Here is a 12,389-nt window from a genome sequence, read left to right on the forward strand (position 1 = left end):
CGCTCACAGCGCGGCGGCCAGCTCCGTGCCCTGGCGGATGGCCCGCTTCGCGTCCAGCTCGGCCGCCACGTCCGCGCCGCCGATCAGATGGACCGGGACGGCTCCCGCGCGCAGCTCCTCGTACAGCTCGCGGCGCGGTTCCTGGCCCGCGCACAGCACCACCGTGTCGACCGGCAGCACCCGGCGCTCGCCGTCCACGGTGAGGTGGAGGCCCTCGTCGTCGATGAGGTCGTAGGAGGCTCCGGCGATCATCTCGACGCCCCGGTGGCGCAGTTCGGTGCGGTGGATCCACCCCGTCGTCTTGCCGAGCCCCGCGCCGACCTTGGTGGTCCTGCGCTGGACCAGGTGGACCGTGCGCGGCGACCTGGGGCGCTCGGGCGTGCGCAGCCCGCCGCGCTCCGCGTAGGAGGTGTCGACGCCCCACTGGCGGAAGAACGTGTCCGCGTCCAGGCTCGCACCGTCACCGCCGTCGGTCAGGAACTCCGCGACGTCGAAGCCGATGCCGCCCGCGCCGACGATCGCGACCCGGTCGCCGACCGGCGCCCCGTCGCGCAGCACGTCCAGATAGCTGACGACGTTCGGGTGGTCCGTGCCGGGGATCGCCGGGGTGCGCGGCTCGACGCCGGTGGCGAGCACGATCTCGTCGTAACCGTCCAGGGTCCCGGTGTCGGCCCGGGTGGACAGGCGGACCTCGACGTCCAGCTCGGCCAGCCGCGTACGGAAGTAGCGCAGCGTCTCGTCGAACTCCTCCTTGCCCGGCACCCGGCGCGCCACGTTCAGCTGCCCGCCGATCTCGTCCGCCGTGTCGAACAGGGTCACCGCGTGCCCCCGCTCGGCCGCCGTCACGGAGCACGCGAGCCCCGCCGGGCCGGCGCCGACCACGGCGACGCGCTTACGGGTCCGGGTCGGGCTCAGGACCAGCTCGGTCTCGTGGCAGGCGCGCGGATTGACCAGACAGGAGGTGATCCGGAGGCTGAAGATGTGGTCCAGGCAGGCCTGGTTGCAGCCGATGCAGGTGTTGATGGCGTCCGCCCGGCCCGCCGCCGCCTTCGCGACGAACTCCGGGTCGGCCAGGAACGGGCGGGCCATCGACACCAGGTCCGCCCGGCCGGAGGCGAGGATCTCCTCGGCGACCTCGGGGGTGTTGATGCGGTTGCTCGTCACCAGCGGTACGGAGACCGCGCCGCGCACCTTCTCGGTGACCCAGCTGAACGCGCCGCGCGGCACGGAGGTGGCGATGGTCGGGATCCGCGCCTCGTGCCAGCCGATGCCGGTGTTGATGATCGTCGCGCCCGCCGCCTCGATCTCCTTCGCCAGCGTCACGACCTCCTCCAGCGTCGAGCCGCCCGGCACCAGGTCCAGCATGGAGAGCCGGTAGATCAGGATGAAGTCGTCGCCGACCCGCTCGCGGACCCGGCGCACGATCTCGACGGGCAGGCGCATGCGGTTCTCGTAGCTACCGCCCCAGCGGTCGGTGCGGTGATTGGTCGCGGAGACGATGAACTCGTTGATCAGATAGCCCTCGGAGCCCATGATCTCGACGCCGTCGTAGCCCGCGAGGCGGGCGAGACCGGCCGCGCGCACGAACTCCTCGATGGTCTCCTCGACCTGGTCGTCGGTGAGCGCGTTCGGGGTGAAACCGCTGATCGGGGCCTTGAGCGCGCTCGGCGCCACCAGGTCGGGGTGGTGCGCGTACCGCCCGAAGTGCAGGATCTGCATGGCGATCCGGCCGCCCGCCGCGTGCACCGCCGAGGTGATCTCCCGGTGCTGCTCCGCCTCCGCCTCGGTCGTCATCTTGGCCCCGCCGGGAAAGGAACAGGCCCGCTCGCTGGGGGCGATGCCGCCGGTGACCATGAGGCCGACGCCGCCCCGGGCGCGCTCGGCGTAGAACGCGGCCATCCGCTCGAAGCCGCGTTCGGCCTCCTCCAGTCCGATGTGCATCGATCCCATGAGCACCCGGTTGGGCAGGGTCGTGAACCCGAGGTCCAAGGGGCTCAGCAGGGTCGGGTACAGGCTCATGGGGTCTCCTCCGCACAGGGTCGTCGGGTCAGTTGTAGACCACCGCCGAGCGCTTATGCAACAAGTTGCACAATGATCTGTGTCGCACCCCTCCCTTGGGGCGCCCGGCCCGTGCCACGGACGGCGTACTCGGCCGCGCCCGACCGCCACCCGCGGACGAGAGTGGGTCCGTACCCGAAACCCCTCACCCCGGGAGTCCTCATGGTCTGCGTCAACCGGCGTGATCTCGGTCTGCTCGCCCTGCGCGTCGGCACCGGCGCGGTGCTCGCCGCCCACGGTAGCCAGAAGCTGGCGGGCTGGTTCGGCGGCGGAGGCATCCAGGGCACCACGGCCGCGATGGAGGCGATGGGATTCCACCCGCCCAAGCACAGCGCCGTGGCCGCCGGGCTCGGCGAGGCGGGCGGCGGCGTCCTGCTGGCCCTGGGCCTCGCCACCCCGGCGGCGGGCGCGGCGGCCGCCGGCGCGATGGCCGGGGCGGTGGCCGTGCACGCCCCGGCGGGCTTCTTCGCCCAGGGCGGCGGCTACGAGTACCCGGCGTTCCTCGGCTTCACCGCGGCGGCCATCGGGCTGACCGGTCCCGGGCGCTACTCCGTGGACCACGCCACCTGCCATGTCTTCGACCGTGCCTGGATGGTCGCGCTGGCCTTCGCGGGCAGTGCGGTCGCCGCGGCCGCGGTCGTCGGCAAGCGGACGAAGGCGCAGTCCGACCGGCCGCAGGAGGAGTCCTGATGAGCGAGGCCCTCTCCTCCGACGGGCTGCGGGAGGAGTCCCGATGAGCGAGGACCCCTCCCGTGCCGCCGACCCGTCCGGCCCCGACACCCCGCCCCCACCGGCCGGCCTCGGGCAGGCGCCCCGGACCGGACCCGGGCAGGGGGACGCGCCGTGGCAGCGCGCCGACGGCCCGGCCGGCCCCGCACCGGTGCCCGATCCGGACAGCCTCTGGGTGACCGGCGGTGTGCTCTTCGCCGGGATCCTGATGGTCTGCCAGGGCGTGGTGGCGGCCCTGGAGGGCGTCGCGGCCCTCGCCGACGGGGACGTCTACGGCGACGTCGGCGAGTACCTCTACCGGATCAGCCTCACCGGCTGGGGCTGGATCCACCTGGTGCTCGGCGTCTGCGTGGCCGTCACCGGGGCCGCGCTGCTCAAGGGGGCGGGCTGGGCGCGGGTGGCCGGCATCCTCTTCGCCTCCCTGAGCGTCTTCGCGCACTTCCTCTTCCTGCCGTACGCGCCCCTTTGGTCGGTGATCGTCATCGCCCTGGACATCTTCGTCATCTGGGCCCTGGCCGCCTACCGGGACGCGGACCCGGACCCGGACCCGGCTTCCACGGCCGTGCCGCGCTGACCGTCCGCCCCTTCCCGGCTCAGGGCGCCCGGCCACCACGCCTTCGGCCCGATGTCCCGCACCAGGGCCGGGACGAGGAGCGACCGGACGACCAGCGTGTCCAGCAGGACGCCGAAGGCCACGATGAACGCGATCTGGAGCAGGAACGCCAGCGGGATCACGCCCAGCGCGGCGAAGGTGGCCGCCAGGACGACGCCCGCCGACGTGATGACCCCGCCGGTCGTGGTGAGCCCGCGCAGGATGCCCTCCCTGGTGCCGTGGCGCAGCGACTCCTCCCGGACCCGGGACATCAGGAAGATGTTGTAGTCGACGCCCAGGGCGACCAGGAACACGAACCCGTACAGCGGCACCGACGAATCCGTGCCGCTGAAGCCGAACACATGGGTGAAGACCAGCGAGGAGATGCCCAGCGTGGCGAGGAAGTTCAGCGCCACGGTCGCCACGAGCAGCACCGGCATCAGCAGTGAGCGCAGGAGGAAGACCAGGATCACCAGGATGATCGCCAGCACCACCGGCACGATCAGCATGCGGTCGTCCTCCGCCGTCCGCTGGGTGTCGTACTGCTGGGCGGTGTAGCCGCCGACGAGGGCGTCCGAACCGGGCACGGCGTGGACCGCGGTGCGCAGCGTGGCCACCGCCTCCTTGGCTCCGTCGCTGTCGGCCGCGTCCTTGAGGGTCGCGTCGACGCGGACCCTGCCGTCGACGACGAGGGGTTCGCCGCCCGGCCGCCCGCCCGCGCTCACCGGTGCGACCGAGGCCACTCCCTCGGTGCGCTCGGCGGCCTCGGTGACCTCGGGCAGGCGGTCCGCCGCGGCGATGATCACCGCGGGATTGCCCGAACCGCCGGGGAAGTGCTCGCTCAGCGTCTCCTGGGCGGCCACGGACGGGGCGTCGTTGACGAAGATCTCGTCGAGCGGAACCCCCTTGGAGGTGAGCGTGGGGGCGAACGCGGCACAGGCGATCAGGGCCGCCAGGGTGATCGCCCACACCTTGCGGGGCGCCCGGTCGACGAGAGCCGCGACCTTGTGCCAGATGCCGTGGCCGCCGGACACCTTGTCGTCGGCGGGCTTGGGCTTCGCCGGCCAATAGGCCTTCCGGCCGAGCAGCACCAGGGCGGCGGGCAGGAAGGTGAGGGCGCTGAGGACCGAGCAGACGATGCCGATCGCGCCCACCGGTCCGAGGGCCCGGTTGTTGGTGAGGTCGCTGAGCAGCAGGGCGAGCAGCCCCGCGGCCACCGTCGCGGCGCTGGCCGTGATCGGGCCGAAGGACTCGCGCAGCGCGACGCGCATCGCGGTGAACCGGTCGCCGTGGACGGCGAGTTCCTCCCGGAACCGGGCGGTGAGCAGCAGGGCGTAGTCCGTCGCCGCGCCGATCACCAGGATCGACAGGATGCCCTGCACCTGACCGTCCACGCGCACGATGTCGTGGTCGGCGAGGACGTAGACGATCGCACAGGACAGGGCCAGGGCGAACACGGCGCCCAGGATGATGACGAAGGGCAGCAGCACACTGCGGTAGACCAGCAGCAGGATGACGAGCACCGTGATCAGGGCGACTCCGAGCAGCAGCCCGTCGATGCCCGCGAAGGCGTCGGACAGGTCGGCCTGGCTCGCCGCCGGCCCCGCCAGCTGGACCGTCGCGCCGGGCACGGACGCACCCGCCTCATCGATCCTCTCCAGCACCGTCGGCAGTTCGTCCCCGAGAGAGGGGCTCAACTGCACGATGCCCTGGAGCGCGAGGCCGTCCTTCGAGGGCAGTGCGGGGGAAGGCGTACCGACGACGCCGTCGCTCCCGGCGAGCGAGGCGAGGGCACCGGTGGCGGCCTCCCGCTGCTCGTCGGTCACCGGCGCGTCCTGCTCCGCCGACGTCCAGACGACGATGGCCGGCAGGGTCTCGTTCTGCTGGAACGCCTTCTGCGCGTCGATGACTCGGGTGGACTCGGCGTTCTGGGGCAGGAAGGCGGCCTGGTCGTTGGTGGCGACCTCGCCGAGTTTCCCGGCGTACGGGCCGAGCCCGCCGCCGATGCCGAGCCACGCGATCAGCAGCACGACGGGGATCAGCCAGCGGATCGACCGTGCAGGGGTGGACATGTCTCTCCCGGGGGTGGAGATATCTCAGTGGTGAACAATCTCAATCGTTGAAATACATTACGGGACCGCTCGCGCGGGCTACCGCAGGGGGTGGATTCAGCGGCATGCCGTCCTCTCATGGAGGCACACGGCCGGGGACATGCTCAGCGACGCGCCGGGGGAACCTCGCCCAGCTCCTCGTTCATGGCGGCGAGGAAGCGCAGGACGGTGCTCAGCTCCGTCTCGCTGAAGCGTGCCCTGGCCCGTGCCGTGGCCTCGGCGAGCGGCATGAAGTAGTCGCGGGCGGCCGTCCGGGCGCTCGCCTCGTAGTACACGTGCACCACCCGTCGGTCGGTGCTCTCCCGGGCCCGGCGGACATGGCCCGCCCGCTCCAGCCGGTCCAGGCAGGCGGTCACCGCGCCGGAGGTGAGGCCCAGATGTTCGCGCAGCGCCCCCGGAGTGAGGGGTGAGGGCGCGTCGAGAATGGCCGCGAGCGCGCTCACGTCCGTGGGGTGCAGCTGCTGGTGCGCCGCGAAACCGTGGGTCATCCGGTTGATCTCGCCGTTCATCCGGCGGAGCTCGACCGCGAACGCCTGGAGGTCCGCGAGCGGCGCCTCGCGTTCCGAGGCGCCGCTGCGGGTCGGTCGGTCGTCGGCGCTGGTCACGCCCTCAGCGTATAGAACGGACGCGCCGGGGCCGCCCCCGGACCGTCGTGCCGTGCCCGGACCGTCGCGCGGTCCGGGCACGGGATCCGCTGTGCGCGGAGGCGGCGGTGCGACCGTCGCTACGACGGCGGCATGAGCACGGTGTCGACCAGGTTCACCGTCGCGTTGGCCGTCGGCACGTTGCCGCAGACGATCTTCGAGGAGTCGTTCACCGTGAACTCGGTGCCCGAGCCCTTCGTCGTGAGGTTGCTGCCCTCCAGTGTCTTGAAGGTGCCGTTCTCCATCTGCTGGGTCGTGACCTTCTCGCCCACCACGTGGTACGTCAGCACCTTGGTGAGTTCGGCCTTGTTGTTGAGGAGAGCGTCCAGATCGGCCTGCGGGATCTTCTCGAAGGCGGCGTTGGTCGGCGCGAACACCGTGATGTTCTTCGCGTTGTTGAGCGTGTCGACCAGACCTGCCTTCTTCACCGCGCTGACGAGGGTGGAGAGTTCGGGGTTGTTGGACGCGGCGGTGGCGACCGGGTCCTTCGCCATGCCCTCCAGGCTGCCCGCGCCCTCCTTCGGCACGGAGGAACAGGCGGGACCGTACGGTTCGGCAGGTGTCTCGGCCTGGGCCTGCGGAGCGAGGAACGCCAGAGAGGCGGGAAGGGCCAGTGCCGCGGCAGCCGCCGCGGTGCGCTGCAGACGGGTGATCGTCATGATGTCTCCTCCGGCCGGCGGGGGTGGGTCTTCTCCTTCTCTCCCACGCTGACGCGCCTCCGCCCGGACCGCTCGCCGCGTCGTTTCTGCGTCGAAAACCACCCTCCGCCGCGCTCATGACATTGATCCGCCGGACCGGGGCAACCGGGATGCATGAATACCCGTTCAGTAACAGCGCAGGGACGCGGCCAGGCGAGAAGAGCCGCGAACAGCACCGCGATGGAGGCGGGAGCCCGCGCGGGCTTCGTGGCCCGTGGGGTGATCTACGTTCTGGTGGGCGCCCTCGCCCTGCAGGTCGCGCTGTCCGGAGGCGGTGGGAAGCAGGCCGACCGGGGCGGCGCGATCGGAGAGATAGCCGAGAAGCCCTTCGGGAAGATCCTGCTGTGGGTGCTGGGCATCGCCCTGGTGGGGATGGCGCTCTGGCGCCTTTCCGAGGCCCTGTTCGGCGGGGTGGGCCCCGACAGCCGCAAGGCCACCAAGCGGGCCATGGCGGCGGGCCGTGCCGTCTTCTACGGGTTCGTCGCCTACTCCGTGCTGTCCTTCGCCGCCGGTGACTCGGGCAGCGGGGGCGGATCGTCGGACCAGCAGTCCAAGGACATCACCGCCAAGGCGCTCGCCTGGCCCGGAGGCCAGTGGATCGTCGGGATCGCGGGCGTGGGCGTGGCCTGCGCCGGTCTCTGGATCGCGGTCCGAGCCCTCCTGCGGAAGTACCACAAGCACCTGAAGCTGTCCGAGATGTCCAAGCGGGTCCGCCAGGCGGTCGACTTCACCGGCGTCTTCGGCGGTACGGCGCGCGGCATCGTGTTCGCCACGGCGGGCGGATTCGCGGTGGCGGCGGCGGTCAAGCACCAGCCGGACCAGTCCAAGGGCATGGACGACACCCTGCGCTCGTTCACCGACACCCCCGTCGGCCCGTGGCTCCTGGTGGCCATCGCCGTCGGGCTGATCGCCTTCGGCGTCTTCTCCTGGTTCAACGCCCGCTACCGCAAGGTCTGAGTGCCACTCCGCCCGAGCTGTCCGCCCGCCGCCGCACTCCTGCGAGCGGCGGCGGCCTCGCGGTCCGCCTGCTCCGGGTGGCGGCTGCGCCAGTACGGATTGTCGTGCGGCAGACCGCCCGTCACGCGTCCGTACATGCCGAACGTGAGGATCAGCAGCCCCATCACGAAGCTGAAGACGACGTTCGGCATGCCGAAGTCCAGGATGTTCGCGCCCCGGTCCAGGATGAAGAGGTGGCCGAAGCCACTGAGCAGGAAGAGCGTGCCGATCGTCATGTTCAGGGTGGACGCGACGTTTCCGCCCACGGCGGCCCCGGCGATCAGCAGCACGCCGACGACCACCGAGATCAGGCTCAGCAGCCCGTTGGTCGACATCCCGGCGATGTGTTCGCCGCTGGTGTCGAAGAAGCTCAGCCGACTCGTGAAGCCGAGGATGCCGAAGACCAGCAGGATGGCGCCGCAGAGGCCCGCGCCGATCCGGTACACCTTCGCCAGCCGGTGATCGACGGGGAGTTCTTCGCTCAGTCTCATGGCCGTCTCCTGTCCGTCCTGCCGCGGCCGGGCCGGGGCGGTGTGGGTGTGGGTGGGGGACGAGGGCATCGAGCATGGCCCCGGTGCCTCCAGCGAACCGCGTGCGGGCGGACCGGGCAACATGCATCGGTTTTGCATCGTATGGTGGGATTCGTGGACCCGGTGAAGAACTCCGTGATGGACCCGGTGATGGAACCCGCGGCGGACTCGGCGATGGGCCCTTCGGGCCCCCGCACCGGCGGCCGGTCCCCGGGAGCGGCGGCCGACGGGGGCCTGACCACGGGTGCGGTGGCCCGTCTCCTGGGGGTCGCGCCGACGACACTGCGCTCGTGGGACCGCCGCTACGGCATCGGCCCGGCCGCACGGGAGGACGGGCGGCACCGTCGCTGGACCGGGGCCGACATCGCCGCTCTGCGGAACATGTGCCGCCTGACGAGCGCGGGCCTGCCGCCTGCCGAGGCCGCTCGCGCCGTCCTGGCCGGACCCCGCGCCACGGCCGCGCCGGAACCGGGGCGCACCTCCCGGGGCCTCGGGGAGCCTCCGCTCGGCAGCGCCCGCCGGGAGTGCCGCGGCCTCGCACGGGCGGCGCTCCGCCTGGACGCGCCGGTCATGGAGGAACTGCTCACGGAGGTGCTCGACCGCTACGGGCTGCCGGCCGCCTGGGACGAGGTGATGGTGCCGGCGCTGCACGCGGTGGGACGCAGGTGGGAGAGCGCGGGGGAGCGGTACATCGAGGTCGAGCACCTGCTGTCCTGGCACGTCTCGGGCGCGCTGCGCGGCGTCTCGGCCGCCCGGCCTCCCGTGCCCGGCGCGGGCCTCTCGCTGCTGGCCTGCGCACCCGGAGAGACCCACACACTGGCCCTGGAGGCACTGGCCGCCACGCTCACCCAGCACGGTCTGCCGGTCCGTATGTTCGGCGCCGCCCTGCCCGTCGAGGCCCTGGAGGAGGCGGTCCGTCGCACCGGACCCGACGCGGTGGTGCTCTGGGCGCAGTCGCGCGACACGGCGAGCCACGCGCTCGCGGCCCGGGTGGGGGCGGTCGAGTGGGGCGTACGGGGTGCGCGCAGGCGGCCCGTCGTCTTCACCGTCGGGCCGGGCTGGGCCGGGCGGCAGCCCCCGGGGACCCGCCACCCGCACGGGCTCGCCGACGCGGTGGACGCACTGGCCACACTCGGTGCGCGGTGACCACGGCCGCCACACCGGTCGGTGGCCGCGGCCGCGGTTGGCGGCGTCACCGCGGGCGCGGTCGCGGTGCCCGGCGTCACCGCCGTCGCGGTCCCCGGCGTCACCGCAGCCAGTCCGACAATCCCGTCAGGAGGCGCTCCACGTCGTCCGCGTCGTTGTACGCGCAGAGCCCGACGCGCAGGCCACCGCCGTCGCCGAGCCCCAGGTGCCGGGAGGCCTCCAGGGCGTAGAAGGAGCCGGCGGGCGCGTGCACCCCGGAGCGGGCGAGGGAGCGGTAGGCGTCCGACGCGTCCCGGCCCTCGAAGGTGAGCAGCAGGGTGGGTGTGCGTACGGCGGCACGGGAGTGGACCGTCACACCGCCCAGTTCGCGCACCGCCTTCTCGATGCTCTCCCGCAACTCCGTCTCGTGGGCGCCGATCGCCGCGTACGCCGACCGCAGCCGCTCCCGCCGGCCGCCCGCGCCGGTGCCCAGCCCCGCCAGGAAGTCCACCGCCGCCCGGGTGCCCGCCATCGACTCGTAGGGGAGCGTGCCGAGTTCGAAGCGTTCCGGCACGTCGTCGGTGGAAGGCGCCAGCTTGTCCGGGTGGAGGGTGTCGAGCAGTTCGGGACGGGCGGCGAGCACCCCGTGATGGGGCCCGAAGAACTTGTACGGGGAGCAGACGAAGAAGTCCGCCCCGAGCCGCTCCACGTCCACCGGGTGGTGGGCCGTCAGATGGACCCCGTCCACGTATAGCAGTGCGCCGGCCCGGTGGGCGAGTTCGGCGATGGCCGGGACGTCGGGCCGGGTACCGATGAGGTTGGACGCGCCGGTCACCGCGACCAGCCGGGTCCGACCGGTGATCTGTGCGCCGACGGTCCCGGGGGACAGCTCGCCGGTCGACGGATCGAAGTCGGCCCACCGCACGACCGCCCCCGCCCGCTCGGCCGCGTGCACCCACGGCCGGATGTTGGCATCGTGGTCCAGTCGGCTGACCACCACCTCGTCCCCCGGGCGCCAGGTCCTGGAGAGGGTGCGCGAGAAGTCGTACGTGAGCTGGGTGGCGCTTCGGCCGTACACGATCCCGCCCGGGTCCGCGCCCAGCAGGTCCGCCATGGCCTGCCGGAAACCGCGGACGATCTGCTCCGCGTTCACCTCTCCGGGCAGGGCGGCGCCCCGGATCGACAGGGGCCCGCTCATCGCCTCGCCGATCGCGGCGATGACGGAGGCCGGAGTCTGGGTGCCGCCCGGCCCGTCGAAGTGCGCCGTGCCGGACCGCAGGGCGGGGAACTGTGCGCGCACCGCGCCGACGTCGTACGACAAGGAGGCTCCTCGATTCGCTGATGTGCTGCCGGATCTCCTTGTGATCATCGCAGGGCGGTGTCCTCCGGTGGAAGGAGTGGGAGCCTGCCGGCGGATCCCCGCCCCGAGGCCCGCTTCCAGGCCCTGCTTCGGTGCCCCGCTCCGAGTCCCTGCTTCGGGGGCGCTTTCGGCGGAGCGGGTTTCGCGCGGGCGCACCGCTCCGCATCCATTTGCGCGCCCGAGCGTGGGGCTGCGGCGACCGGCGCACCGGAATGCGCCGTCCTCAAGCGTCGCGATGATCCTACGAAAGAATCCTTCGCACAAATGAACTCGCCTCGGTTGTGCGATCCTTCTCGCATTCTCGGCACGGATAAATGCGCCGGATGATTTCTGCGAGTCGGGCGTGATTAAAGCGATGGGAACGGGAAATAGATGATCTGGGCTGATGGGGTAGGGGGCATCAGTTCACACCGCGGCCGAATTCTCTCGGGGCCGGGTGTCCGAAAGTCGCCAGTGCGGGGCCGTGGCCGCCGCCCGGGGTTTCCTGTCACGTCGTGGGGGCTCTGGCCTGCTCTGATGCGATGCGATGGTCTCTCTCCCCGTCACTGTCACTCGTGGAGGGTCACGGATGGACGAGCGCGAGCACTCCGCCGATGGCGGAATCTATTCGGCCGGTGATTCGGTCGGCCGGAAGGGGCGGGCCGGTAATTCCGTTGCGCGGCTTCTTCGCGCCGCTGCGTACCCGGTTCTCCTCCTCTCGGTCGTATCCGTGGGTGTGGGCGCATTGCGGCTGCAGTGGGATCCGGCCTGGGTCAGTTCGCTTTTCGTGGTCGGGGTAATCGCCTATCTGGCTCTCCTCGAACGGCTGATTCCCTATGACCGGAACTGGCACCCCGGAAAGGCCGAATGGCGTTGGTACGGCATCTACTTCCTGCTCACCATGGCCGGAAGCGGACTGGCGCAACTACTGGTCGCGCTGGCCGTCGGCCTGATCTCGCCCGCGGAGTCGGCCCGCCCTCTCGGGGTCGAGATCCCGGGCGCGCTCCTCGCCGGATCGCTCGTCAGCTACGCGGTGCACCGGCTGGGCCACCGGAACGCCCTGCTCTGGCGCCTGCACGGCGTGCATCACGTGCCGGAGAAGGTCAACGTCGCCAACAACGGGGTCAACCATGTGCTGGACATCGTCCTGGCGCAGGCCCTCGTCCAGCTGACCCTGGCGTTCGTGGGATTCTCCCGCCCCGCGGTGCTGGCGGTCGGGCTCTTCGTCGCCGCCCAGGGCTATTTCGTCCACGCCAACATCGATGTCCGCATCGGACGGCTCAACCACCTTCTGGCCAGTCCCGAGCAGCACCGTCTGCACCACAGCACCGATCTGTCCGAAGCCGGCCACTACGGCTCCGACCTGTCGTGCTGGGACCACCTCTTCGGCAGCTTCACCTGGTACCCCGGCCGCGAGCCCGCCGCCGTGGGCCTGCACGACCCCACGTCGTTCCCCGGCACCGGCGAGATCCTCGCCGCGTTCACCCATCCCTGGCGACGCCGACCGGCACGGGCCTCCCGGCCGGAGTGACCACCGCCTCCCGACGCTCCACCACGACTTGCTCCA

Annotated in this window: 11 protein-coding genes; 5 read left to right on the forward strand and 6 right to left on the reverse strand. The window is 71.9% G+C overall.

Annotated features, from left to right (window positions below; translation table 11 throughout):
* Positions 1 to 3: 3 nt before the first annotated feature.
* A complete protein-coding gene (locus OG245_RS34140; protein ID WP_371627201.1) occupies positions 4 to 2,019 on the reverse strand; it encodes an FAD-dependent oxidoreductase in 2,016 nt (671 codons plus the stop codon).
* Between the two features lie 201 nt (positions 2,020 to 2,220).
* Between OG245_RS34140 and OG245_RS34145 the strand changes: the two genes are divergently transcribed.
* A complete protein-coding gene (locus OG245_RS34145; RefSeq protein WP_371627202.1) occupies positions 2,221 to 2,748 on the forward strand; it encodes a DoxX family protein in 528 nt (175 codons plus the stop codon).
* A gap of 43 nt (positions 2,749 to 2,791) precedes the next feature.
* Positions 2,792 to 3,361: a hypothetical protein gene (locus OG245_RS34150; protein ID WP_371627203.1), complete on the forward strand. Its 570-nt coding sequence runs from the start codon at positions 2,792 to 2,794 to the stop codon at positions 3,359 to 3,361.
* Here the strand turns inward: OG245_RS34150 and OG245_RS34155 are convergent.
* The 3 genes from OG245_RS34155 to OG245_RS34165 all read right to left on the reverse strand — a co-directional run bounded on the left by OG245_RS34155 (position 3,307) and on the right by OG245_RS34165 (position 6,793).
* Positions 3,307 to 5,451, reverse strand: a complete 2,145-nt coding sequence (locus OG245_RS34155; protein WP_371627204.1) for an MMPL family transporter — start codon at positions 5,449 to 5,451, stop codon at positions 3,307 to 3,309. The two genes, OG245_RS34150 and OG245_RS34155, sit on opposite strands and share 55 nt — an antisense overlap.
* Before the next feature lie 143 nt (positions 5,452 to 5,594).
* Positions 5,595 to 6,095 carry a MarR family winged helix-turn-helix transcriptional regulator gene (locus OG245_RS34160; protein ID WP_371627205.1) on the reverse strand — a complete coding sequence of 167 codons (501 nt, stop codon included), beginning with the start codon at positions 6,093 to 6,095 and terminating at the stop codon, positions 5,595 to 5,597.
* 119 nt (positions 6,096 to 6,214) lie between these two features.
* Positions 6,215 to 6,793, reverse strand: a complete 579-nt coding sequence (locus OG245_RS34165; RefSeq protein ID WP_371627206.1) for a fasciclin domain-containing protein — start codon at positions 6,791 to 6,793, stop codon at positions 6,215 to 6,217.
* 153 nt (positions 6,794 to 6,946) lie between these two features.
* Between OG245_RS34165 and OG245_RS34170 the strand changes: the two genes are divergently transcribed.
* On the forward strand, positions 6,947 to 7,789 hold the full coding sequence (locus OG245_RS34170) for a DUF1206 domain-containing protein (RefSeq protein ID WP_371627207.1): 843 nt from the start codon (positions 6,947 to 6,949) through the stop codon (positions 7,787 to 7,789).
* Here OG245_RS34170 and OG245_RS34175 read toward each other — a convergent pair.
* The gene (locus OG245_RS34175) at positions 7,774 to 8,319 is read right to left on the reverse strand and encodes a DUF4383 domain-containing protein (RefSeq protein WP_371627208.1); all 546 of its coding nucleotides are present in this window, start codon (positions 8,317 to 8,319) and stop codon (positions 7,774 to 7,776) included. The genes OG245_RS34170 and OG245_RS34175 overlap by 16 nt on opposite strands.
* Before the next feature lie 213 nt (positions 8,320 to 8,532).
* Between OG245_RS34175 and OG245_RS34180 the strand changes: the two genes are divergently transcribed.
* On the forward strand, positions 8,533 to 9,504 hold the full coding sequence (locus OG245_RS34180) for a MerR family transcriptional regulator (protein WP_371628066.1): 972 nt from the start codon (positions 8,533 to 8,535) through the stop codon (positions 9,502 to 9,504).
* 100 nt (positions 9,505 to 9,604) lie between these two features.
* On the opposite strand, the gene OG245_RS34185 is transcribed toward OG245_RS34180, so the two are convergent.
* Positions 9,605 to 10,804 carry a cysteine desulfurase-like protein gene (locus OG245_RS34185; RefSeq protein ID WP_371627209.1) on the reverse strand — a complete coding sequence of 400 codons (1,200 nt, stop codon included), beginning with the start codon at positions 10,802 to 10,804 and terminating at the stop codon, positions 9,605 to 9,607.
* A 607-nt stretch (positions 10,805 to 11,411) separates the two neighbouring features.
* Between OG245_RS34185 and OG245_RS34190 the strand changes: the two genes are divergently transcribed.
* Positions 11,412 to 12,353 carry a sterol desaturase family protein gene (locus OG245_RS34190; protein ID WP_371627210.1) on the forward strand — a complete coding sequence of 314 codons (942 nt, stop codon included), beginning with the start codon at positions 11,412 to 11,414 and terminating at the stop codon, positions 12,351 to 12,353.
* Positions 12,354 to 12,389 lie beyond the last annotated feature (36 nt).

The organism is Streptomyces sp. NBC_01116, assembly GCF_041435495.1.
Classification (GTDB): domain Bacteria; phylum Actinomycetota; class Actinomycetes; order Streptomycetales; family Streptomycetaceae; genus Streptomyces.

What these genes read in the sequence shown, in the direction of transcription:
- OG245_RS34190 (WP_371627210.1), top strand. Translation starts at nt 11,412, where the DNA reads ATGGACGAGCGCGAGCACTCCGCCGATGGCGGAATCTATTCGGCCGGT.
- OG245_RS34140 (WP_371627201.1), bottom strand. Translation starts at nt 2,019, where the DNA reads ATGAGCCTGTACCCGACCCTGCTGAGCCCCTTGGACCTCGGGTTCACG.
- OG245_RS34180 (WP_371628066.1), top strand. Translation starts at nt 8,533, where the DNA reads ATGGGCCCTTCGGGCCCCCGCACCGGCGGCCGGTCCCCGGGAGCGGCG.
- OG245_RS34150 (WP_371627203.1), top strand. Translation starts at nt 2,792, where the DNA reads ATGAGCGAGGACCCCTCCCGTGCCGCCGACCCGTCCGGCCCCGACACC.
- OG245_RS34175 (WP_371627208.1), bottom strand. Translation starts at nt 8,319, where the DNA reads ATGAGACTGAGCGAAGAACTCCCCGTCGATCACCGGCTGGCGAAGGTG.
- OG245_RS34145 (WP_371627202.1), top strand. Translation starts at nt 2,221, where the DNA reads ATGGTCTGCGTCAACCGGCGTGATCTCGGTCTGCTCGCCCTGCGCGTC.
- OG245_RS34165 (WP_371627206.1), bottom strand. Translation starts at nt 6,793, where the DNA reads ATGACGATCACCCGTCTGCAGCGCACCGCGGCGGCTGCCGCGGCACTG.
- OG245_RS34170 (WP_371627207.1), top strand. Translation starts at nt 6,947, where the DNA reads ATGAATACCCGTTCAGTAACAGCGCAGGGACGCGGCCAGGCGAGAAGA.
- OG245_RS34155 (WP_371627204.1), bottom strand. Translation starts at nt 5,451, where the DNA reads ATGTCCACCCCTGCACGGTCGATCCGCTGGCTGATCCCCGTCGTGCTG.